The 21,743-nt window shown below is 67.0% G+C and carries 24 protein-coding genes; 10 read left to right on the top strand and 14 right to left on the bottom strand.

Annotation, left to right across the window (positions count from 1 at the left end):
- Positions 1-131: 131 nt before the first annotated feature.
- Entirely contained in the window at positions 132-1,979 is a 1,848-nt protein-coding gene (ftsH, locus tag QQL87_RS36590; protein ID WP_284423962.1) for an ATP-dependent zinc metalloprotease FtsH, read from the bottom strand.
- A 66-nt stretch (positions 1,980-2,045) separates the two neighbouring features.
- Positions 2,046-2,999 (bottom strand): lipid kinase, encoded by a 954-nt coding sequence (locus QQL87_RS36595; protein ID WP_284423963.1) that lies wholly within the window; start codon positions 2,997-2,999, stop codon positions 2,046-2,048.
- Positions 3,000-3,574: 575 nt separating this feature from the next.
- Here QQL87_RS36595 and QQL87_RS36600 point away from each other — a divergent pair.
- The 6 genes from QQL87_RS36600 to QQL87_RS36625 all read left to right on the top strand — a co-directional run bounded on the left by QQL87_RS36600 (position 3,575) and on the right by QQL87_RS36625 (position 10,443).
- Positions 3,575-4,552 (top strand): TerC family protein, encoded by a 978-nt coding sequence (locus QQL87_RS36600; RefSeq protein WP_284423964.1) that lies wholly within the window; start codon positions 3,575-3,577, stop codon positions 4,550-4,552.
- A gap of 32 nt (positions 4,553-4,584) precedes the next feature.
- Positions 4,585-5,526: an exopolysaccharide biosynthesis protein gene (locus QQL87_RS36605; protein ID WP_284423965.1), complete on the top strand. Its 942-nt coding sequence runs from the start codon at positions 4,585-4,587 to the stop codon at positions 5,524-5,526.
- A gap of 236 nt (positions 5,527-5,762) precedes the next feature.
- The gene (locus QQL87_RS36610; RefSeq protein ID WP_284423966.1) at positions 5,763-7,508 is read left to right on the top strand and encodes a CYTH and CHAD domain-containing protein; all 1,746 of its coding nucleotides are present in this window, start codon (positions 5,763-5,765) and stop codon (positions 7,506-7,508) included.
- 83 nt (positions 7,509-7,591) lie between these two features.
- Positions 7,592-7,804: a zinc ribbon domain-containing protein gene (locus QQL87_RS36615; protein WP_008965302.1), complete on the top strand. Its 213-nt coding sequence runs from the start codon at positions 7,592-7,594 to the stop codon at positions 7,802-7,804.
- Positions 7,805-8,000: 196 nt separating this feature from the next.
- The gene (locus tag QQL87_RS36620) at positions 8,001-9,173 is read left to right on the top strand and encodes a M20 aminoacylase family protein (RefSeq protein WP_284423967.1); all 1,173 of its coding nucleotides are present in this window, start codon (positions 8,001-8,003) and stop codon (positions 9,171-9,173) included.
- 364 nt (positions 9,174-9,537) lie between these two features.
- A complete protein-coding gene (locus QQL87_RS36625) occupies positions 9,538-10,443 on the top strand; it encodes a DMT family transporter (protein WP_284423968.1) in 906 nt (301 codons plus the stop codon).
- A gap of 276 nt (positions 10,444-10,719) precedes the next feature.
- Here QQL87_RS36625 and QQL87_RS36630 read toward each other — a convergent pair whose 3' ends face one another.
- The 3 genes from QQL87_RS36630 to QQL87_RS36640 form a co-directional block, all read right to left on the bottom strand.
- On the bottom strand, positions 10,720-11,733 hold the full coding sequence (locus tag QQL87_RS36630; protein WP_284423969.1) for a zinc-dependent alcohol dehydrogenase family protein: 1,014 nt from the start codon (positions 11,731-11,733) through the stop codon (positions 10,720-10,722).
- 139 nt (positions 11,734-11,872) lie between these two features.
- Positions 11,873-12,004, bottom strand: a complete 132-nt coding sequence (locus QQL87_RS36635; protein ID WP_284423970.1) for a hypothetical protein — start codon at positions 12,002-12,004, stop codon at positions 11,873-11,875.
- Between the two features lie 246 nt (positions 12,005-12,250).
- Complete coding sequence (locus QQL87_RS36640; RefSeq protein WP_284423971.1) at positions 12,251-13,126, bottom strand: sensor histidine kinase; 876 nt, start codon at positions 13,124-13,126, stop codon at positions 12,251-12,253.
- A gap of 505 nt (positions 13,127-13,631) precedes the next feature.
- Here QQL87_RS36640 and QQL87_RS36645 point away from each other — a divergent pair.
- The 4 genes from QQL87_RS36645 (at position 13,632) to QQL87_RS36660 (ending at position 16,233) form a co-directional block, all read left to right on the top strand.
- Entirely contained in the window at positions 13,632-14,045 is a 414-nt protein-coding gene (locus QQL87_RS36645) for a hypothetical protein (protein WP_284423982.1), read from the top strand.
- Between the two features lie 147 nt (positions 14,046-14,192).
- On the top strand, positions 14,193-14,375 hold the full coding sequence (locus QQL87_RS36650) for a hypothetical protein (RefSeq protein WP_284423972.1): 183 nt from the start codon (positions 14,193-14,195) through the stop codon (positions 14,373-14,375).
- Between the two features lie 151 nt (positions 14,376-14,526).
- Positions 14,527-15,021 carry a thermonuclease family protein gene (locus QQL87_RS36655; protein WP_284423983.1) on the top strand — a complete coding sequence of 165 codons (495 nt, stop codon included), beginning with the start codon at positions 14,527-14,529 and terminating at the stop codon, positions 15,019-15,021.
- 111 nt (positions 15,022-15,132) lie between these two features.
- Positions 15,133-16,233: a D-alanine--D-alanine ligase family protein gene (locus tag QQL87_RS36660; protein WP_284423973.1), complete on the top strand. Its 1,101-nt coding sequence runs from the start codon at positions 15,133-15,135 to the stop codon at positions 16,231-16,233.
- 108 nt (positions 16,234-16,341) lie between these two features.
- Here the strand turns inward: QQL87_RS36660 and QQL87_RS36665 are convergent, their stop codons facing one another.
- The 9 genes from QQL87_RS36665 to QQL87_RS37305 all read right to left on the bottom strand — a co-directional run bounded on the left by QQL87_RS36665 (position 16,342) and on the right by QQL87_RS37305 (position 21,676).
- Positions 16,342-16,614 (bottom strand): hypothetical protein, encoded by a 273-nt coding sequence (locus QQL87_RS36665; RefSeq protein WP_284423974.1) that lies wholly within the window; start codon positions 16,612-16,614, stop codon positions 16,342-16,344.
- Between the two features lie 77 nt (positions 16,615-16,691).
- Entirely contained in the window at positions 16,692-17,897 is a 1,206-nt protein-coding gene (locus QQL87_RS36670; protein WP_284423975.1) for an extracellular catalytic domain type 1 short-chain-length polyhydroxyalkanoate depolymerase, read from the bottom strand.
- Positions 17,898-17,902: 5 nt separating this feature from the next.
- Positions 17,903-18,322, bottom strand: a complete 420-nt coding sequence (locus tag QQL87_RS36675) for a ribbon-helix-helix domain-containing protein (RefSeq protein ID WP_284423976.1) — start codon at positions 18,320-18,322, stop codon at positions 17,903-17,905.
- Positions 18,323-18,430: 108 nt separating this feature from the next.
- Positions 18,431-18,841: a thiol-disulfide oxidoreductase DCC family protein gene (locus QQL87_RS36680; protein WP_284423977.1), complete on the bottom strand. Its 411-nt coding sequence runs from the start codon at positions 18,839-18,841 to the stop codon at positions 18,431-18,433.
- A 149-nt stretch (positions 18,842-18,990) separates the two neighbouring features.
- Positions 18,991-19,407, bottom strand: a complete 417-nt coding sequence (locus tag QQL87_RS36685; RefSeq protein ID WP_284423978.1) for a hypothetical protein — start codon at positions 19,405-19,407, stop codon at positions 18,991-18,993.
- 44 nt (positions 19,408-19,451) lie between these two features.
- Positions 19,452-20,141: a hypothetical protein gene (locus tag QQL87_RS36690; protein WP_284423979.1), complete on the bottom strand. Its 690-nt coding sequence runs from the start codon at positions 20,139-20,141 to the stop codon at positions 19,452-19,454.
- Between the two features lie 65 nt (positions 20,142-20,206).
- The gene (locus QQL87_RS36695) at positions 20,207-20,878 is read right to left on the bottom strand and encodes a transposase (protein WP_284423980.1); all 672 of its coding nucleotides are present in this window, start codon (positions 20,876-20,878) and stop codon (positions 20,207-20,209) included.
- 64 nt (positions 20,879-20,942) lie between these two features.
- Positions 20,943-21,545: a hypothetical protein gene (locus QQL87_RS36700; RefSeq protein ID WP_284423981.1), complete on the bottom strand. Its 603-nt coding sequence runs from the start codon at positions 21,543-21,545 to the stop codon at positions 20,943-20,945.
- Positions 21,542-21,676: a hypothetical protein gene (locus QQL87_RS37305; RefSeq protein ID WP_349817316.1), complete on the bottom strand. Its 135-nt coding sequence runs from the start codon at positions 21,674-21,676 to the stop codon at positions 21,542-21,544. The genes QQL87_RS36700 and QQL87_RS37305 overlap by 4 nt, the downstream gene beginning before the upstream one ends.
- Between the last annotated feature and the right edge of the window lie 67 nt (positions 21,677-21,743).

The following is a 21,743-nucleotide window of genomic DNA, read 5'->3' on the forward strand; positions in this document are numbered from 1 at the left end:
GCGGCGCAAACCTCTTAGCCCGAGGCGAAGTGTGAATCCGGTAGCCCGCAAGGGGAGAGGGCGCATTCACGAGCAACGCAGTTCATCTTCGGTTGTCTCGCGCCTCTGGCGCGAGTCAAGCGCTGCGACAACTACATCGGCTGGGCCGCCGCGACGAGATCGCCGGCGCGCTGGTCCTGCTTCATCAGCGACGCCAGCTCGCCCTCGTCGAGCGTCTCCTTGACCAGCAGCCGGCGGGCGGAGCGCTCCAGCACGTCGCGCTTGTCCTGCAGCAGCTTGCGGGTGCGCTCCAGCGCCGAGGTCACGATCGTGCGCACCTCGGCGTCGATCGCGTCACCTGCGGCCTCGCCATAGTCGGCGCTGCGCGAGCTGCCCGGCGCCAGGAACGACTGGTTGTCGCGCTCATAGGCGACCGATCCCAACTGCTCCGACATGCCGTAGCGCGTCACCATCGAGCGCGCGATGTCGGTGACGCGGCGCAAATCGTCGGCCGCCCCCGTCGACAGATGGCCGTAGACCACGAGCTCCGCGGCGCGGCCGCCGAGCAGCACAGCCATCTTGTTCTCCAACTCCTCGCGCGTCATCAGGAAGCGGTCCTCGGTCGGACGCTGGATGGTGTAGCCGAGCGCGCCGACGCCGCGCGGGATGATCGAGACCTTATGCACGGGATCGGTGCCCGGCAGGCTCATCGCGACGATCGCATGCCCCATCTCGTGATAGGCGACGATCTCGCGCTCCTTCGGATTGAGCAGCCGGTTGCGCTTCTCCAGCCCCGCGACGATGCGCTCGATGGCATTGTTGAAATCGTCGAGCGTGACCTCGTCGCCGCCGCGCCGCGTCGCCAACAAGGTCGCCTCGTTGACGAGGTTGGCGAGGTCGGCGCCGGTGAAGCCGGGCGTCAGCGCCGCGACCTTCTCCGGATCGACGTCGGCGGCGAGCTTGGCCTTCTTCAGATGCACCTGCAGGATCTGGATGCGGCCCGGCTTGTCGGGCCGATCGACCAGCACCTGGCGGTCGAAGCGGCCGGCCCGCAGCAGCGCCGGATCGAGGATCTCCGGCCGGTTGGTGGCCGCGAGCAGCACGAGGCCGGTCGAGGAATCGAAGCCGTCGAGCTCGACCAGCAGCTGGTTCAGGGTCTGCTCCTTCTCGTCATGGCCGCCGGCGAACGGGCCCATGCCGCGGGCGCGTCCGAGCGCATCGAGCTCGTCGATGAAGATGATCGCGGGCGCCTTGGCGCGCGCCTGCTCGAACAGGTCACGCACCCGCGCGGCACCGACGCCGACGAACATCTCGACGAACTCCGAGCCGGAGATCGAGAAGAACGGCACCCCGGCCTCGCCCGCCACGGCCTTGGCGAGCAGCGTCTTGCCGGTGCCGGGCGGGCCGACCAGCAGCACGCCCTTGGGCATGCGGCCGCCGAGCCGGCCGTAGGATTTCGGATCTTTCAGGAACGAGACGATCTCGCGCAGCTCGTCCTTGGCCTCGTCGACGCCGGCGACGTCCTCGAAGCGGACGCCGGTGTTGGATTCGACATAGACCTTGGCCTTGCTCTTGCCGATCTGCATCAGCCCGCCGCCGAGACCACCCGCGCCGCCCATCATCCGCCGCGACAGCCAAAACCAGACCCCGAAGAACAGCGCGATCGGCATCACCAGCGAAAGAATGTCACCGAGGATGTTGCTCTCGACGCGGCCGGTGAAGGTGACGTTGGCCTTGCCGAGCTCCTTTGCGAACTCCTGATCGACGCGCGTGGTGGCGAAGCGGGTCTGCCCGCTCGGCAACGCCTCCTTCAACGTCCCTTCCAGATAGTTCTCGGAGACACCGACCTCCTTCACCTTTCCAGCCGCGAGCAGGTCCTGGAACTGGCTGTAGGGAATGACGGCGACCTGGCGATAGCTCGTCCACGCATTGTGGATCATCATCGCGACGAAGATCGCAACGATCGCGTACCAGAGATTGAAGCGGGTCTGCTTGGTCATGGTTCTCTCGATTTGGTGACAAGTCGAAAACGAGCGGCCGCAAATTGCGGATCAAGCGGCGCCGCGTCAGGTGTGGTCCGGTCCGGCGGGTTTGGGCACGAAGACGGAAACCGCGCGCGGCAGCACGCTGAACCGCGCCGGCGTGAACGTGACGAGCTCGCCGTCGGCATTGATCGGGCGCGGCCGGCGCGTGCGGATCTCGAACGAGGTGTCGCGCGAGGCGCGCACCTCCTGCCACAGCCCGTGGCGGCCCTTGCGGAAATCATAGGCCATGGCAAGTAGCTTCCAGACCCGGCCGATCTCCAGCGAATACAGATCGAGATGGGAATCATCGATCTCGGCACTGTGCTGAACCGCCATGCCGCCACCATAGTAGCGGCCGTTGCCGACCGCGATCTGCAAGGTCTTCACGCGCACCGCGCCGTCCGATGACACGATCATCGCGCGGAACGGCCGTGCCTTGGTGAGCACCTTCAACGCCGTGATCGCATAGCCGAGCCGGCCGAACCGCCGCTTGGTCTCCTTGGTCAACTGGCGCGCCAGATCAGCACTGAGGCCCAAGCTCGCGACGTTGAAAAAGGGATGACCATTGACCTCGCCGAGATCGATCTGACGGCGATGGCCCGCCGTGATCACATCCGCGGCCGCTTCCATGTCCTCGGGAAGGCCGAGCGTCCGGGCGAGATCATTGGCCGTGCCGGCCGGAATGATCCCCAGCGGCAGCCCCGTCTTGACCAGCGCGGGAGCTGCCGCATTGAGGCTGCCATCGCCGCCGGCGACAACGACCGCTTGCGCATCGTCGGCATGGGCTTCGATCCACGGCGACACCTCGCGCGGACTGTGCGGCGCCGAGATCACGAGGTCATAACCGGCAGCGCTCAGCCGCGAGATCGCCACGCCGGCAGCCTCTCCCCCGGAGCGGCTGCCGCGGTTGATGATCATCAAGAGCCGGCGCGTTGCGACCTTCGGTCGCGACGGCGGCGCCTTCGCGACCGATACCTGGTCAGCCCCCGTGGTCACGATTGTCTCCCGTACACAAGATGCCAGAGCGCGTCGCCGCGCAGGTTCCATACAGAATGACGAGCGGCCGCTCCGGTTCCATCACGATCCCAGCGTCCCGGAACGATCCGCGGCGGAACGAGCAACGTCACACGTGTCGAAATCGTCATACGTCAAGCGAGGACCGCAGAGACTGATAGTTACAAGCGACGCGTGTGGCCGCATCTCGTCAAACTCCAAGCAGCACGCCGAAGCGCGCAATACCGCCAACGGTATCTGTTACAAAGAGAGTCCGACATCATAGCCATGGCGACTATCAGAGGGGCCCGGATCTCCGGCGTCCTGGAATTAGTTTGCGGCTCGACGTCTGCAAGCCGGCGGCGAGCCGGTAGACACTCTGTCGCACCTCGTGCCGTGCGCCCTCGTCGTTCATGTTGCTGAACGCCGGCGTGAGCGACCGGCTCTTGAAAACGGCCCCGGAGGCACATACGTCGTTGCTCATACCCCTGGTCCGGGCCCCTCTGGTGAAGCTGCCGGTGCACTCACGATGTCGGACCTGACGACATCAATCACACCGGCCTCAAGAGGACCGCGTCGTGGACTTCCTGTTCATCGCGTTTGCCGGCAAGCCGCTCTGGATGTGGCTTGTGTTTCTCGCAATCGTGCTTGCCCTCCTCGCATTCGATCTCGGCATCGTGCATCGCAAGACCCGCGACATCTCGGTGCGCGAGAGCCTCGTGATGAGCGCGATCTACATCATGCTCGCGCTCGCTTTCGGCGGCTGGGTGTGGTGGCAGCTCGGCAGCGAAGCCGGCACCGCCTATCTCACCGCGTTCACGATCGAGAAGGCGCTGGCGATGGACAATGTCTTCGTCATCGCGATGATCTTCAGCTATTTCGCGATTCCCCGCGCCTATCAGCACCGTGTGCTGTTCTGGGGCATCGTCGGCGTGATCGTGCTGCGCGCCATCATGATCGGCCTCGGCGCCGCCATCGTCGCGCAGGCGAGCTGGGTGCTCTACGTGTTCGCACTGTTCCTGGTCGCGACCGGCATCAAGATGCTGGTGTTCAAGGACAAGCCGCAGGACGTCGGCGCCAACCCGGCGCTGGCGTGGATGCGCGGCCGCTTCGATGTGACCGACCGATTGCACGACGAACGCTTCTTCGTCCGCCAACCGGATGCGAACGGCAGGCTGACCTGGTTCATGACGCCGCTGTTCCTGGCGCTGATCCTGATCGAGTTCGCCGACATCATCTTCGCCGTCGACTCGGTGCCCGCGATCTTTGCGATCTCGACCGACCCGTTCGTGGTCTACACCTCGAACATCTTCGCGATCCTGGGTCTGCGCGCGCTCTACTTCGCGCTGGCCGCGATGGTCGATCGCTTCCACTATCTCAAGCTGGCGCTGGCTCTGGTGCTGATCTTCATCGGCTCGAAGATCTTCCTGGCCGACCTGCTCGGGCTGGAGAAATTCCCGCCGGCGCTGTCGCTCGGCATCACCTTTGGCCTGCTGGGGGCCGGCATCGCCTATTCGCTCTGGAAGACGCGGCCTGCGGCCGAGCAGGTGAAGTGAGAGAACCAGAGCGAGAGAGGCACGGCGCGGCCATGAACGATATCGCATCCAACGATGAGGTCGCCTCTCGGCCGCGCCGTCACAACGGACCGATCAGCCGGCGCCTGCTCGCGATCGCGCGCACCGTGCGCTCGGAGGAACCGTCGGTCGGCGAGCTGTTCGACCGGCTGGAATCCGAAGGCCTCGGACTGACCTTGCTGCTGCTCACGATCCCGGCGCTGATCCCGCTGCCGGGACCATTCGGCATGGTGTTCGGCACGATGGTGGCGCTGGTCGCGCTGCAGATCCTGTTCGGCGCCGAGCGGCTGTGGCTGCCGGAATCGCTGCGCCGCCGGCCGGTGCCGCAGCGCCTGCTGCGCAAGGTGATCCGCGCCGGGCTCGACTGGGCCGGCGTTGCCGAGCGCAGCCTGCGCGAGGACCGGCTGGTCTGGCTCACCGGACGCACCGCGCGGATGCTGCTGGCGCTGCCGCTGCTCTTGATGGCCGTCACCATCATCCTTCCGATTCCGATGGGCAACGTGATGCCGGCGCTGGCGCTGATCGCCGCCTCGATCGGCTTCATGGCCGCTGACGGCCTCGCCGTGCTGGTGTCGATGCTGATCGCCATGGCCGCCGTGGTGTGGACGGCGGTGCTGCTCTACACGGGTGCAGCCGCCGCTGACTACGCGGCCATGCTGCTGGCGCGCCTCGCCGTGCAGCTGCGCGCCGTGCTGGAGAGCCTCGGCGTCGATCTCGACTTTGCCGCCGGCGTTTCGACGGTGTTTGCGGTCGCAACGGGCTTCATGGCGCTGGCCTTCTGGGTTCAGACGATCCGCCACCGGAGCCGCCGGCGCGCGACGTCCGATCCGGCGCCGGACCCGCACGAGCGCTCGCGCGCGATGTCGCGTCGCAGCCTTGTCGCGGCCGCGAGCCTGGCGACCGTCGCCGCCGCAGCTTTCGTCGCGACGCGCTTCATGCTCACCGGAGGGATCTGAAGTTCCGCTCATCCGTCCCAGCCGGGATGCCCCGCAATTCATCACGGACATATTTTCGTGAGCGGGCGCCAGCGCCAGGGCCCAGCGTTTGTCATTGAAGCGGCAACAAAAAATGCGACCCATGGGATCGGGCGTCGCACGCAGATGCAACGGCCTGTCAAAAATGCGACTGTCCCCTGTGGTCGGCGGCGGCTATACGAGAGATGACTGTCATCAAACGGTTACAGAATCGACGAATGCCCGATTCGAACGCGACCGCGGCAATCCATCGAAGCGACCGTCCGCTCGGTGCGCCGGACGTCCGCGGATCCGCCAGCCGCGACCAGAGCCCTGCCGCCGATGCCCATGCGACGCAGCCGCAGGACGAGCAGACTGTCGCGACACGGGATGAGCCCGCCGCGGACGCCGGCGCCATCGCGCCGTCTCTCCCCGATCCGGAGACCGGCATTGGCCACGAGATCGAGCTCAAGCTCCTCGTCGATCCGGAAGAGCTCGCCGGCTTCACCGCCGCGCCGATCGTGACCGCGCATGCGCGCAACAAAGGCTCGCGCAAGCATCTCAAATCGGTCTACTACGACACGCCGAAGCACACGCTGTGGAAGAACGGCTTCACGCTCCGGGTCCGGCAGAGCGGCGCGCGCTTCGTGCAGACCGTCAAGGCCCAGCACAGCGACGATCCGCTCAAGCGCGGCGAATGGGAAGCGAGCGTCGCGTCGCTGGAGCCCGATCTGGCGCTGGCCGCGGCGCTGCTGCCCGAGCACCTTCGCGACGTGCTGACCGATGCAGCGCTGCAGGCCGTGTTCACGACCGACGTGCATCGTCACGCGCGCCTGCTCGACCTGCCGGGCGCCACCATCGAGATCGCGTTCGACAGCGGCGTCATCAAGGCCGGTGAGCACAGCGCGACCGTGAGCGAGATCGAGCTGGAGCTGAAGAGCGGCAGCGCAGCCGCGATCTACGAGGTCGCGTTGCGGCTTGCCGAGCACGGCCCGCTCAGGCCGTCGATCCGAGCCAAGTCGGCGCGCGGCTTCGATCTTGCCGCGGGTCGTGCGCCAGGCGCCGAGAAGCCACGGCGGCCGCAGCTCGATCCGGCGGTGTCGCTCGACGAGAGCCTCGCCATCGTCCTGCGCGGCAGCCTGCATCATTTGTTGCAGGCATTTCCGGCCGCCGAGGACGGCCGCAATCCGGAAGGCGTGCACCAGCTGCGCGTGGCGCTCCGCCGCCTGCGCGCCGCGCTGCACATCATGCGCCCGCTCGGCAGCTCGGCGACGCTGGATGGTCTCGAGGCCGATGCGCGCTGGCTGGCTCGCAACCTTGCCGCGGCGCGCGACCTCGACGTCTTCCTGACCGAGACTCTGCCCGACATCGCGGAGGCCTGTGCGTCGGTCGGCGGGTTCGACGCGCTGCGCGCGCGCGCAGAACGGCAGCGCGATCTTGCCTATCGTACGCTGCGCGTCGCGCTCGCCGACCGCCGCTGCGCCTCGTTCGTGCTCGGGCTCGGCGCGTGGATCACCACCCGCGGCTGGCGCAACGACGTGTCTCCGGATCAGCTCGGGCGCCTCGCCGGGCCCGCGATCGATTTCGCCGGACAGGTGCTGTCGGAGCGGCATCAGAAGGTGCTCAAGCGCGGCCGCCGCTTCAAGACGTTGCCGGCCGAGCACCGCCATCGGCTGCGGCTCGCGCTGAAGAAGCTGCGCTACAGCATCGACTTCCTGCTGCCGCTGTACGGGCCGAGCAAGCCGGCAAAAAAATATGCCCGGTCGCTCGCCGATCTTCAGGAGCAGCTCGGCCACTACAACGACATGGCTGTGACCGCCGGCGTGATCGACAGTCTCGGCACCACCTCGACGGACGCGGCGATCGCGGCCGCTGCAATCACCGGCTGGCATGCGCATGCGATGGCCGGCGTCGAGGATCCGCTGCGCAAGGCGTGGCGTGCGTTCACGAAGACGCCGACGCCATGGCAGCCCGAGGAGGCGTGACCGTCGGTTGTCGATGAAGTCGTTCAGCCGTCGCATTGATCTGGTTCAAACCACGTGTCCGCGATTGATGGCAGAGGAAGCGCATGAAGATATCCAGCCTGACGTGCCCCCATTGCCATGCGGCCTATGAGATCGCGGAGTCGACCTCCGCCGTCGGCGCTCCAGGCCGCGCCGATTGCGGCATCTGCGGGACGCCGTTGGCCGCATGGAGCGAGCCGAAGCTGCGGGCCTTCCGCCTGGTGGTGCCGCCGGAGCACAAATATCCGCGCGTGCCGGCCCCCGCACCGCTCGCCTGAGTCCTCGTTCCGAAATCCGGAACGTCGGGCCTGATCCGCTGAGGTGACAGCGCATCCGCGCATGGCGCCGTGGCCGACCGCAACTTGCCTCGCTTTTTCGGCCGGGTCATAGTCGGGTCATCGCGCGGTGCTGTCGGCCGGCTTGGCCGCATCCACCGCAGCGTCCCCGATCCACTTCAGCGAGTCATCCGCCCTCATGCCCATCCTCAACAGCATCGCCGCTCTGTCCGACGAAATGGCCGCCTGGCGCCACGACTTTCACGAACATCCCGAGCTGCTGTACGAGGTGCATCGCACCGCCGGCATCGTCGCCGACAAGCTGCGCGCCTTCGGCTGCGACGAGGTCGTGACCGGCATCGGCCGCACCGGCGTGGTCGGCGTGATCCGTGGCCGTAAGTCGGCCTCCGGCAGGACCATCGGCTTGCGTGCCGACATGGACGCGCTGCCGATCGAGGAGACCTCGGGCGTGCCCTACGCCTCCAAGACGCCCGGCCTGATGCATGCCTGCGGCCATGACGGCCACACCGCGATGCTGCTCGGCGCCGCAAAATATCTCGCCGAGACGCGCAATTTCGACGGCACGGCGATCGTGATCTTCCAGCCCGCGGAGGAAGGCGGCGCCGGCGGCAAGGCGATGGTCGACGACGGGCTGATGACGCGCTGGGGCATCCAGGAGGTCTACGGCATGCACAACATGCCGGGTGTACCCGAGGGCCATTTCCAGGTCTCGCCGGGCGCCATGCTGGCCTCGGCCGACGCGATCCACATCAAGGTCACCGGCAAGGGCGGCCATGGCGGCGCCGGCCCGCACAAGGCGATCGACAGCATCCTGATCGCCGCGCAGATTGTCAACGCGCTGCAGTCGATCGTCGCGCGCAACGTCGATCCGCTGAAATCGGCGGTGATCTCGGTCTGCGCCATCCATGGCGGCACCACCTTCAACGTGATCCCCGAGACCGTCGAGATGCTCGGCACCGTGCGCACGCTCGATCCGGAGATCCGCGATCTCGTCGAGAAGCGCATCGTCGAGGTCTGCGAAGCCACCGCGCGCGCCTATGGCGGCTCGGCGGAGGCGATCTATGAGCGCAAATATCCCGTCACGATGAACCACCCGGCCCAGGCCGCGTTCGCCGCCGACGTCGCCCGCGACGTCGCTGGCGATGAGCGCGTCAACGACCGCGCCATTCCGCTGATGGGCGGCGAGGATTTTGCGTTCATGCTGGAAGCGCGTCCGGGCGCCTTCGTGTTCCTCGGCATGGGCCCCGGCAACGAGTGCCACCACCCGGCCTACCGCTTCAACGACAACATCCTCAGCGCCGGCGCCTCCTACTGGGTGAAGCTGGTCGAGAAGAGCATGCCGGCGAACTGATCCGGCAAGAAACGTAGGGTGGGCAAAGGCGCGCACGGCGCGTCAGCGTCGTGGGCGACGTGCCCACCGCCTGCGGATCAAAGACGGTGGGCACGCGCCGCTTTCGGCGACGCTTTGCCCGCCCTACGTTTGTGACGTCCAGCAGGCTCTGTGGGCTTCGCTGGCTTGCCATCACGGGCGTGGCCGGCACCGAAAGCTCCACAAGCACCTTCATCGCGAGCGCAAGCGAAGTGATCCAGGGGCGGAGCGCACGAGCCGGAATGGTCAGCACTTCATTCGGGCCAGAACAGTTCGTCCGCCATCGAAGCGTTCAGCACCGCCGCGCGGATAGGAGAAGCGATCCGTCTCCCGTCCGCGAGGCCCCATGCAGACCCGCTCCGATCTCACCCGCGAGTTCGCCCTCCTCCTCGTGCTCTCCACGTTGTGGGGTGCCTCCTACACCTTCATCAAGATCGGCGTCGAGACCATCCCGCCGCTGACCCTGATCGCGATGCGGACGCTGATCGCAGGACTGCTGCTCGCAGCGATCATCGGCAGCCGCGGCTTGACCTGGCCGCGCCAGCGCGCGATATGGCGCCGCTTCCTGATCCAGGCCGGCCTCAACAGCGTGGTGCCGTTCACACTGATCGCCTGGGCCGAGCGCACCGTCGAGGCAGGTCTCGCCACGATCCTGAACGCGACCTCGCCGATCTTCGCCTTCCTGCTGACAGCGCTGGTGACGCACCACGAGCCCGTCACGCTGCGCAAGCTGGTCGGCGTCGCCGCCGGCCTCGCCGGCACCAGCCTCATCGTCGGGACCGAGGCGCTGGGCGGGCTTGGCCGGGAGCTGTGGGCGCAGCTTGCGATCGTCGCCGCCACCATCTGCTATGCGGGCGCCGCGATCATGGGCAAGAGCTTCAAGGGGATCGACCCGATGCTGCCGGCGGCGGGATCGCTGCTGTCGGGCGCCGTGATCCTGATCCCGCTCGCGCTCATCGTCGACCATCCCTGGACGCTTCAGCCGTCGCGGCGCTCGGTGCTGGCGCTGATCGCGCTGGCGACCGTCTCGACCGCCGCCGCGATGGTGATCTACTTCCGCCTGGTGCAGACCCTCGGCTCGATCGGCGCGACAGCGCAATCCTATCTGCGCGTGCCGATCGGTGTCGCAATCGCAGTCAGCGGCCTCGGCGAGCGCCTACCTCCGACCGCCTGGATCGGCCTCGCCTGCATCGTCGTCGGCGTGGTCGCGATGACCGTGCCGGCGCAGCATCAGCAGCCGCCGCGCCGCTAACCGGACGACGGCGGCCCCACTCTCTCCGCCGTCATTCCGGGGCGGCGCGCAGCGACGAGCCCGGAATCCATGACCACGAGCGGCCGTTGGACGAAGACGAGCGCCACGACGATCTAGCGTTACACTGCCTCCTGTGGTTATGGATTCCGGGCTCGCGCTGACGCGCGCCCCGGAATGACGACGGAAACAGTCGTAGCCCGTATGAGCGCAGCGACATGCAGGAGCGTTCTCCCCCGGGTCGCTTCGCTCGCCCGGGCTACGCACCAGCGCACGGCCTCACCCGATCGCGATCGCCACCTTGCCGAGATGGGCGCCGCTCGACATGTAGTGGAACGCCTCGCGCGCCTCGGCGAACGGAAACACACGATCGACCACCGGCTTCACCTGATGCAGGGCGAGCGCGTTCGCCAGGGCCTGCAGATCATCCACCGCGCCGACGGTGACGCCCTGCAGCCGCTGCTGCTGCATCACCATCAGCGGCAGGCGCAGCTCTGAGGCCGGTGCGCCCGCGAGCACGCCGATGAAGGCGATGGTGCCGCCGATTCTTGTTGCGCGGATCGACTCGTTGAGCGTGCCGACGCCGCCGACCTCGACGACGAGATCAACGCCCTGCCCGGTGATGTCGCGCGCCGCCTTGCCCCAGTCCGGCGTCGTCTTGTAGTTCAGGGTGACATCGGCGCCGAGCGCCTTAAGCCGCGCGATCTTGGCCTCGCTCGACGAGGTCGCGACCACGCGGGCGCCGGCGAGCTTGGCGATCTGCAGCGCAAAGATGGACACGCCGCCGGTGCCCTGCGTCAGCACGGTCTGGCCCGGCCGGATGCCGCCGAGCTTGACCACCGCGCTCCAGGCCGTGACGCCCGCGCAAGGCAGCGTCGCGGCCTCGACGTCGGTGAGATGCGCGGGTGTCCTGACCAGCGCATGCGCCGGAAAGATGCGGTATTCGCTCAGGGTGCCGTCGACCGCACCGCCAAGCGCCGCGCGCATCTTCGCCTCGCTCGGCTCGCCGCCGGTCCAGCTCTCGAAGAAGCTGCCGATGACGCGATCGCCCGGCGCAAAGGCCGCCACGCCGTCGCCGGCCGCCTCGACCACGCCCGCGCCGTCCGACAGCGGCACCAGCGGAAATTTCTGCCGGGAGCCGTAGCCGCCCTTCACCGTCAGCAGATCGCGGTAGTTAAGGCTCGCCGCGGTCAGCCGCACCAGCACCTCGCCTCGGCCGGGTGCGGGCACGGGCTTGTCCACCAGCGCGAGCGCATCGATTCCGCCGGGTCCCTGCAGCTCATAGCATTTCATCGGATGTTTCCTGCCCAAGCGAGCGCTGCCGTCGTGCTCGTCCTTGCGCAATGGTGGAGCGTTTCGCGCCGGCGATCAAGCGGTGCGTCTTTCCGCGCGGCGGACAAGCAACGGCGCGCGCAACCGCGCGTCGCGGCGATCACGGCGCGGGCAAGTCGATCGGCATCCGCTCGTCCTCGATCAGAGGGATCACGACATGATTGAGCACGTACTCGGTGCCCAGCCAGGTCACGACGATGCACACCAGGAGCATCGCAGCCAGCAGCGTCATGTCACGTCGGTCCATCGTCGAGCTACGCGGAGCGTGCCGCCGACGTTTCAAACTCTTCGCTCCGCTGTCAGATGCGAGCGCCATTGGAACCGGCGCCCCGAAGCTGTGCCGCGGTTCCGCGCGCACACTTCGTCCGTGATCGAACCGTTGCGCGCTGTTCCCGCACGCGCGGAGACAAGCCCGGGTTCCAGCGCTCGCGTCATCGCGATGGTGCTGCCTGCCCGCGCCCGCCGCGCGCTGCGGACCTCAACGATCCGCCTCGAACCTGATGCGGCAGAACAAACCGCCGTCGCGATAATCCTGCTCGATGCTGCCGCCGATCGCAGCGAGGCTGGCGCGGATCATGCGCGTGCCGAAGCCCTCGCCTTGCGGCGGCGCGACGGGACGCGGATTGAGCTCGCGCCAGCTCACCACGTTGCGGCCGCCGTCCTGCGTGAGCTGGACCTCGAGACGTCCGCCCTCGCCGCGCAGCGCGCCGTATTTCACGGCATTGGTCGCAAGCTCATGAAACACCAGCGCGAGATGGCGCATGACGTCCGGCGCCAATTGCACGTCGGCTCCGTCGACGCTCACCGCGCCCGAGGCCCGATAAGGCTGCAGCTCGGCCTCGAGCAGCATGCGCAAGGTCATGATGCGCTGATCCGACCAGGCGAGCGTGTTGGCGCGCGCGACCGCGTCGAGGCGGCGCACGATCGCCTCGCCCTTGTCGCGATCCTCGCCGGACAGGCTCGATCTGACGATGGACTGAAACAGCGCCAGCTGATTGTTGACGCGATGCCTGAGCTCACCGAGCAGCAATTCGCGCGCGTGCTCGCTGCGCTTGAGCTCGAGCAGCGCGTCACGGCACAGATTGGCAAGCCAGATGATCAGCGCCGCGGCTGTCAGGAACGCGGCCAGATTGACCGCCTCCGCTGGTCCCGGACGCTCGGTGAAGCCGACCAGCACGACCGCGGCCGACAGCCAGGCGGCAAAAATAGCCGACGGCACGCCCCCGAGCAGGGTTGCAAACAGGATGCATGGAAAAAATGGCGCATAGGACACCGTCGCGCCGGCGAGATCGAGACCGGCGCGACTCGCGGCCGACACGGCGACGGCAAGAGCCGTGAGCAGAAACGTGGTCAACGACCACGTTCTGCGTCGAACGATCCAACGAGAGAAACTCTGACCCACGCGCACGATTGACCCCGAGATGCTGGTCTCTATCGCCGGGGGTGCGTTGGAACAAGCTGAAGGAACTGGAGAGCGGCGGCAAAATTTTTGGAACTTTTCTCGCGTAGTTGCGTTTGGCTCCGCCTTTGCGCAAAACGGAACCCATTATGCCGCGGCGTGGCAAGATATTGCGCGTTGAAAGGTCCCGCGCGACTGTACCGCGCCTCTCGTCGACACGATCCTGCGCTGGTGCAGAGATTTGCGCACGCATCATGATGTGATCGTCAAATCATCATGGATCGCCGAGACTGCGCATTCATCTCGGATCACATCAGGTGATGACGTGACGCTTGCGGATCGCGCCGCGCGACGGGGCGGTATCGGAGCGCCGCTCGCAAGACAGCTTGTATCAGGCAACGCCACCGGCGCTAATCCTAGCGGCTTGCCGCTGCGCCCGGCAGCGTCGATCATGGCGATCATGACGACGAAATCGCGCGAGAGACTCTACGGTGCCGGCATCCGCATCGCGCAGGAGCAGGCGGTGCGCGCCCGCAAGCAGGCCGATCGCCTCGCCTGCGACGCCTGGAATAAGCGCATGCTCGGCTATCAGGGGCCGGCGCAGCCGTCGCCGCTGCTCGGCGATGCGCTCAACGCCGGCTATGCCTATCTCGAAGTGCGCTGCCTCGGCTGCGACACCAACCAGACCGTCGCGCTCGACATCATCAGGCGGTCGAAGACGACGCCGATCCACGAGCTCGAACGCTACATGCGCTGCCAGGACTGCTCGCGGCGGCGCGGCCATCCCTACAAGCGCAGCGTGCTGGTGGCGCTGCGCGAGACCAGAATCTCGGCCGCGCATCCGGCGTCGACATGGTGGCCGGGTGAACGCTAGAGGCGCGTCACAGCGCTACTTGGCCCTTTCGTCGAAGGTACCCCGATCGGGTCACGCCGATCTCCCTGAAAAAAATCGCGAGCACGTCGGAACAATGTTGAAGGGTTCTCGTTTCGGAATCTCGCCGGCGCGGCAGGGAAGCGAAACATGTCAGAGTTGATGACCCAGCCCGACAAGCTGAGGGCAGACGCGGCGGAATGCGCCCTGATCCGCGACCTCGCCACCGATCGCGACAAGCGTGAGCTGTTTGCGCGGCTGGCCGAGCATCTGAACATGCTCGCAGCCGAAGTGGAGCGCGCCGCGCGCGCAAAGGACTCGCGCCGCAGCTGAAGCGCTCGACACCGCCGCAGCGCCCGCCACACATTCGCGCAACTCGGCTTCGCTATAAGACGGGATGATCCACGATCGATTCGTGCAGCGAACGATCCTCCCTTCAGCGCCACAGGTGCCGATCTTGCGACGTCTCCTCCGCCTCGCCTGCATGGCGCTGCCTCTTCTCGCCGCTGTGCCGGGCACGGCCGCCGATCTCATCGGCCGCGCCAGCATCGTCGATGGCGATACGCTCGACATTCACGGCGCGCGCATCCGCCTGTGGGGCGTCGATGCGCCGGAGAGCGCGCAGCTCTGCCGCGGCGGCAACCGCAAGCCGTATCGCTGCGGCGCGCTCGCCGCCAACACGCTCGACGCCTTCACCCGCGGCAAGCTTGTCCGCTGCACGCCGGTCGACGGCGACCGCTACGGCCGCATCGTCGCGCGCTGCGCCGCCGGCCGCACCGATCTCGGCCAGTTCCTGGTGTCGCGCGGACTCGCGATCGAGGAGCCGCAATATTCGCACGGCGCCTATGCGAGCGACCAGCGCGCCGCCCGCATCGCCGGCCGCGGCCTGTGGTCTGGCCGCTTCGTCGAACCGCCGCTCTACCGCAGCTGCATGCATGCCGGCGGGACGATCCTCACATGCTCCGATGACGGCCGGTAGGCTGCACAGCAGGCGAAGGCGCGTGTTGCGGACGCAAGCAGCTCGATTGCCACGCATCGACGTCTCGCTGTACGGTCGCGCACCGCATAGCTCATGCTCTGGACGATGACGATGACACACAACAGAACGCGCGTGGCGATCCTGTTCGGCGGACGCTCGGCGGAGCACGACGTCTCCCGCGCCTCGGCGGCCAACATTGCCCGCTCGCTCGATACCAGCCGCTATGCCGTCACGCTGATCGGCATCACCCAGGACGGCCGCTGGGTGCTTGCCGACGCGGCCAATGACGGCCACGCAACAGCGTTGACCGTGCCCGCGGACGGAGCGCAGATCGTGCTGCTGCCGGCCGGCCAGGGCCGCATGCTCATCCTCGGCGACGACGCCGCGCCGCGCGAGCTCGTCGTCGACGTCGTCTTCCCCGTGCTGCATGGTCCGAACGGCGAGGACGGCACCGTGCAGGGTCTGCTCGAGCTCGCCGGCGTCGCCTATGTCGGCGCCCGCGTGATGGGATCGGCGGCCGCGATGGACAAGGACGTCGCAAAACGCCTGCTGCGCGACGCCGGCCTGCCGATCGTGCCGTTCGTCACGATGACCGCAGCGGCGCCGGTCGCCTATGCGGATGCGGTCGACGCCGTCGGCTCGCCCGAGCTGTTCGTCAAGCCGGCCAATCTCGGCTCCTCGGTCGGCATCTCCAAGGCGCGCAACGCCGCGGAGTTCGACGCCGCCTGCAGGCTGGCGCTGCGCTTCGACCGCAAGATCCTGATCGAGCGCTGCGTCACGCCGGTGCGCGAGATCGAATGCGCCGTGCTGGAGCACGCCGGCGGCGACGTCGCCGCCTCGGAGCTCGGCGAGATCGTGCCGGCGGACAGCCACGGCTTTTATTCCTACGAGGCCAAATACACCGACGCGTCAGGCGCCTCGCTGCACGTGCCGGCGCAGGTCGAGCCGGCGCTGGCCGCGCGCATCCGCAAGCTCGCGGTCGAGGTGTTCGGCGTGCTCTGCTGCGAGAGCCTCGCGCGCGTCGACGTGTTCGTCAGCGGCGACGAGGTCTACGTCAACGAGGTCAACACCCTGCCCGGCTTCACTGACATCAGCATGTATCCGAAGATGTGGGAGGCCACCGGCCTGCCCCAGCCGGCGCTGATGGACGCCCTGATCGCCCACGCGCTGGCGCGGCACGCGCGGCTGCGGCAGCTGGCGTCGCAACGCTGAGCGCCGCGACGACCATATCCAACGCCGACCACCGTCCGTGAAGATGGGTCAAGGCGCATCCAAGGCGCGTCGCCACGCGCGCTGTTGCATCGCCTGCCGAGGTGCCGATCAAACCAAGGTCGCGGCCTCGTAGATCAGCACGGCTGCGCCGAGGCAGCGCCGCCAGGGATTGGCGCCGCGCACGACCTCGTCGAACGCCCAGATGACGAGACCGGCTTTGACCAGGCAATCCAGGTTCGCGCCGGTCCGCCCCGGCGGGTGCCAGACCCAGCTCACGACGCTCCCCGCCAGCACGATCCACAGCGCCGGGTTCGGCATCTGCGCGATCGTGATCTCGCCGGTCTGGCGATTGCGGAAGAACCAGTCGAGAAATCGGCGCATCGCACCACCGGCGTTCGATGTGAATGGCTTGCGCGACCGCGCGCGCAACGGATTACGGCGTCGGCGGAGGCCCTGATCTAGTCGTCCGCGCGCGCATGCGCGAGGAAGAAGCGCAGCATTTCGCGCGTGGCGTCCGGCCCCTTCGGATCGGTGTAGGAGCCGGCCGGGCTGCCGCCCGACCAGGCGTGAGCGGCGCCGTGGATGGTCCAATGCTCCGACATCACCTGCCCGCCCGCGGTCTGGATCACCAGCGTATAGGCATGGCCGCCGGGCACGCGGCCGCGCACGACCGAGGCCGTCCCGCCGGTCGACTGCGCGACGATCCGCTCGCCATTGGCGGGATGCACCGTCGTGTCGCGATCGCCATGGAAGACGATGGTCGGCACGACCGATCTCCGATCCGCCGTGTGGCCGTTGCCCGCGCCTTGACGCATGGCCATCAGCGCCGAGGGCAGATCGCGCGCCGCCCCGCAGGCGAGACCGGAGTGGATGCCGGCGGCCGCATACAGATCGGGATAGGTCGCGGCCATGATGGCGGCGGTGGCGCCCCCGGCCGACAGGCCGGCGACGTAGACGCGCCTGGGATCAATCGCGTGGTCTTGCATCACCTGGCGGGTGATGCCCGCGATCAGCGACGGCTCGCCGCCCTCGCGCTGCTGGTCGTCGGCGCGAAACCAGTTCCAGCATTTCGACTGATTGGCGCCGCTCGGCTGCTCGGGATAGACGACGAAGCAGCTCTGCTGTTCGCCGGCGAAATTCATCCGCGTGCCCGCGGCGAAATCGTCCGCCGTCTGGGTGCAGCCATGCAGCATGACGACGAGCGGCAACGGGCCGCCGTGGGTCCTGCTCGGGATCAACAGCTTGTAGGACCGGCGTCCGGCCGCATTGCTGAAGCTCGCCTGGATGAACCGTGCGCCCTCGGGGGTGGTTTCACGCACTGCCGGCGCGCGCAGATGCGGACCGCGCAAGCCGAACGCCGGCAGTTCACCGAGATCGTCGCGCCGGACGGGTCGCTTGCGCGCCGAAACGGGCCTGGCTTGCGGGGCGCGCGCTTGCGCCGGGGCCGCCTGCGCGGACGGACGGTCGCGCTCACCGACGCGCGTCGCCTGTCCTTCGATGGTCGGCGGCGCGAGCTGCGCCGGCGCCGGTCGCGCGTGACCGGCCGACCCTGCGGCCGGCGCGCTGTCGCCGCGCAGCATGCGTTGCAGCATCGCCGTGGCCTCGACCAATCGGCCGGCCCGCGTCAGCCGCGTCGCTTCGCTCATGATGTCCTGATCGAGCATGACACTTACCTCATTCTGTCGGCGAGAGCGGCCTTGACCGCGGGGGTGGCATGCAGTGCGCCCAGCACCGCGACCGAGGCGATGGTGGCGCGGGCGAGCTCCGGCGTGACGTCGGCGGCGATGGTGGCGAGCCCGAGCACGTTGATCTGCAGCATCTCGCCGGCGCGCTGCGCAGCTTCGAGATCGGCGCGGCTGAAATGGCGCAGGCCGAGGTCCAGGCTGTGGCGCAGCGTGGACTGCTTGACCACGTCGGCATGCCGGTCGAGCTGGTTGCGGATCGCGGTGCGGATGAAATCGGTGCGGTTGGAATAGAATCCCTCCTGCACCATCAGGTCGACCTGACCGAGATCGACATAGCCGAGATTGACCGTGATCTTCTCGGTGTCCGGCGCCTTGGCGCGGAGGGGGTGGACATTGTCGGGCATCGCTCGCCATCCGTCACCATCCAGGTGGATGGTCCATGGATGGTATATGGATGTCCGGCAGAGCCGGTCAAGAGCGGTGGTGCCGCTCAACGCAATGCCGCCCAAACGTCACCCGCGCGGGGTGCCGCTGGAACCGGCCGTGCGCTGCTGGAGGCGCGCGACGCTGCGGGAGATCAACGGCCGGACGGGAAGAAACAGCCGGTAGCCCAGTTCCAGCACCGCCAGCACACCCGGCAGCGACGCCACGCGCGCCGCCCAGCGCCATCTCGGCAGAAGCCGCCACACCTCGACGAAGGCCGCCGCCCCCGACAGCACGCGCCCATCGCCAGCGCGAACGTGGAACCGCTGCATGGCCTCTTGCTGGGTCAGGCCGTCCGGAGGCGCTGCGTCCGCGGTCGAGACATCGACGAAACACAGCGCGCCCGCCTCGTCCGTGCGACGATAATAGCCGATCTCCGCCCGGCACAGCGGGCAGGAGCCGTCGTAATAGACGGTCGACTGTGCTTGCTCCGGCGCCACGCGGATCTCCTTCGGGAGCGGATCTATCTCAAGTCCCCCAGTCATAAACGATGGCGCGCGCCGTTTGGGTCACTATCCTCCGACGCGGCCGGATGTTACGGTGACAGTGCACAAAACTCAGCGACCCGCCCTGCGACGTCCCTCCCCGCTCAATCCTCCTCCGCCGGCTTCGGCCCGCGCTTGGCCGGCTTGAGCACGCGGCCGGTCAGCTTCTCGATCCGCGCGAGGAAGCGGTCGCTGCCGATCGGACGGCCGACGCTCTCGGCCGCGCGCAGGCGGGCGAGCAGCGCCTCCTCGTCCTCCGGCGCGCTTCTCAGGAGCCCGGCCATGTCGGGGAACATCATCTTGACCGGCTCACGCGCGGTGACGCCGTCGTCGCGCCCGCGCAGATGCGCGCGCGTGCTCGACCAGGCCCAATCCTGCGGCCGTGCCACCAGCCGCGCCCGCACCGGGTTGAGGCTGACATAGCGCAGCGCGGCAGCGAGGTGCGCCTCGTCCATCGCCACCGCGCCGAACCGCCCCTGCCAGAAATGTCCGCTGCGCTTGGGATGCAGTCCAGTGCACATAACCATGCGACCCGGCAACAGAAGTTCGGCTGCGCCAGTCATTGCTAAATGCCGTCGGTTTCAATCATTCTGGTGCGGTTGGGCTTGAAAATTCCGCTCTTGGAATAAACCGCGCTGTTCGTCTTCTGGTCGATTCTGATTTCGTCGAGCCAAGGTGCCTTGATTTCTAGCCGTGTCAGCAGCGGAGCATCGGGAGCGGCCTCGATCGTCACGGACTGTAGTTCGATATTGGCGCCGATCACGCTGGAGAACTCCTCCGGGCAGAGCTGCTGCGCCTGCTCATAGGGCTGGCCGGCCGGAAACCAGATGAAGGCGGGGTAGGAATCGTCCCCCAGGTCGAGCTTGCCCCCGCGGAGAGCAGCTAGCGCCGCCGGCTCGAGGCGGAATTTGCCGGGCAACGACTCCGCTGGAAGCGGCGGCTTGCAGACCTTCCGGCTGGTCCATGCGTCGACGTCGTAAGCCATCGCTGCGACCAGCATGCCGTATTGGCCAAGATCGATGACCGGGGCGACGCCCTTTACGACGGTATAGGTCGCCTCGCCAGTCCCCCAAGACGCTCCCCCTCTCCAATAGCGCACCGAGATGATGCTCGAGCCGGACTTCGCGACTCCATTGGCGCTGACCGAGAAGGACAGCCGATAGCGAAAGCTTGCATCGCTTCCACCGCAAGCCGACAGCAGCAATGATAGACAGCCTGCAATAAGACCCACTATGCCGCGCCGCCCCATCATCATGCAATATCCTGTTCCGGTGACAGTGCACAAAACTGCGCAACCCTCGCTGCGACGTCCCTCCCCGCTCAATCCTCCTCCGCCGGCTTCGGCCCGCGCTTGGCCGGCTTGAGCACGCGTCCGGTCAGCTTCTCGATCCGCGCGAGGAAGCGGTCGCTGCCGATCGGACGACCGATGCTTTCGGCCGCGCGCAGGCGGGCGAGCAGCGCCTCCTCGTCCTCCGGCGCGTTTCTCAGGAGACCGGCCATGTCCGGGAATAACGTCTTGACCGGCTCGCGCGCGGTGACGCCGTCGTCCCGCCCGCGCAGATGCGCGCGCGTGCTCGACCACGCCCAGTCCTGGGGCCGCGCCACCAGCCGCGCCCGCACCGGGTTGAGGCTGACATAGCGCAGCGCGGCGGCCAGATGCGCCTCGTCCATCGCCACCGCGCCGAACCGCCCCTGCCAGAAATGTCCGCTGCGCTTGCGGCGCGCCTGGATGATGCCGGCATAAATGCGATGCACCCGCGACAGCGCCCGGCGCAGCCCATCGGCATCCGACGGCACCAGGATCAGATGCACATGGTTCGGCATGAGGCACCACGCCCACACCGCGACGCCGGCCGCCGCGCAATGGGTCGCGAGCAGGTCGCGGTACAGCGCGTAGTCATCGTCCCCGAAAAAGGTTCGCGCGCGGCCATTGCCGCGCTGGGTGACATGATGCGGCAGACCGGGAATGACGACACGGGCAAGACGGGCCATGCGCCATCCTGCGCGTTCGGACGACGGATGTCAAATTAGGTGCACTGTCACCGTAACCCGCCCGCTATTTTGGCTTCCTACGTCTACGCAACTTAAGAACTCTCTTAGCCTCTCCAGATAAAATCGGATCTAGAAGTAACTCGTTTAAGAACACATCTGTTGATGATTCGTTCGAACGCTTAAGGGCGTCAATTAGCAGCCCTCGACTCGATCCTAGCTCTGAGTTCCTTATTAAAGCGATTAATTCTGGCATTTCCTCTTGGTTCGCGATGATCGAAAGAGCAACAGCAAGCCCCTGGTCTGTACGACTACCCCTTGGCTCACGAAGATACATATCCACGAGTTCGCGCCAGGCGAACTTTGCCGCTTGGTCACTCATCGCTCTTGCAATGCCGTCTCGAATATCGTCCGGATATGATCGCCCCAGGTGATCAAGTAAGATCGGCAGAACACCTGAATAGCTGAACTTTGCGTTAACCAAATCCCAAACGGACGAAATCGGAACTCCGGCGGACCGCAACTCAGCAACTAATGGTGCTTCCGCTAGCGCATTTTTCTCCCTCTTTCGGGCGAAAATTTCTTCACGAAGCTTCTCTTCAGCCACAAACTTTGGATCGTTCTCTAGCTGCCTCAGCAGCTCGCCAGCAGTAATCGGCTTTCCTTTCATGGGATGTTCCTGAGTTTAATTGCGCCGGATTGCACAGCGCTTGAAAGCGGCCTCGACAATACTGTAGTGGGGCGAACGTAAAGGTCAAATCGCAATCCGTTCTGTGCAGCGTAGGCCATATAATCTTTGATCTGGGGGAATTATGGTGACAGTGCTGGACTGCACCCCTCAAGTGAGACACGATAATCTCAGTGACAG

It is taken from the genome of Bradyrhizobium sp. SSBR45G (assembly GCF_030159255.1).
In the GTDB taxonomy this organism is placed as follows: Bacteria; Pseudomonadota; Alphaproteobacteria; order Rhizobiales; family Xanthobacteraceae; genus Bradyrhizobium.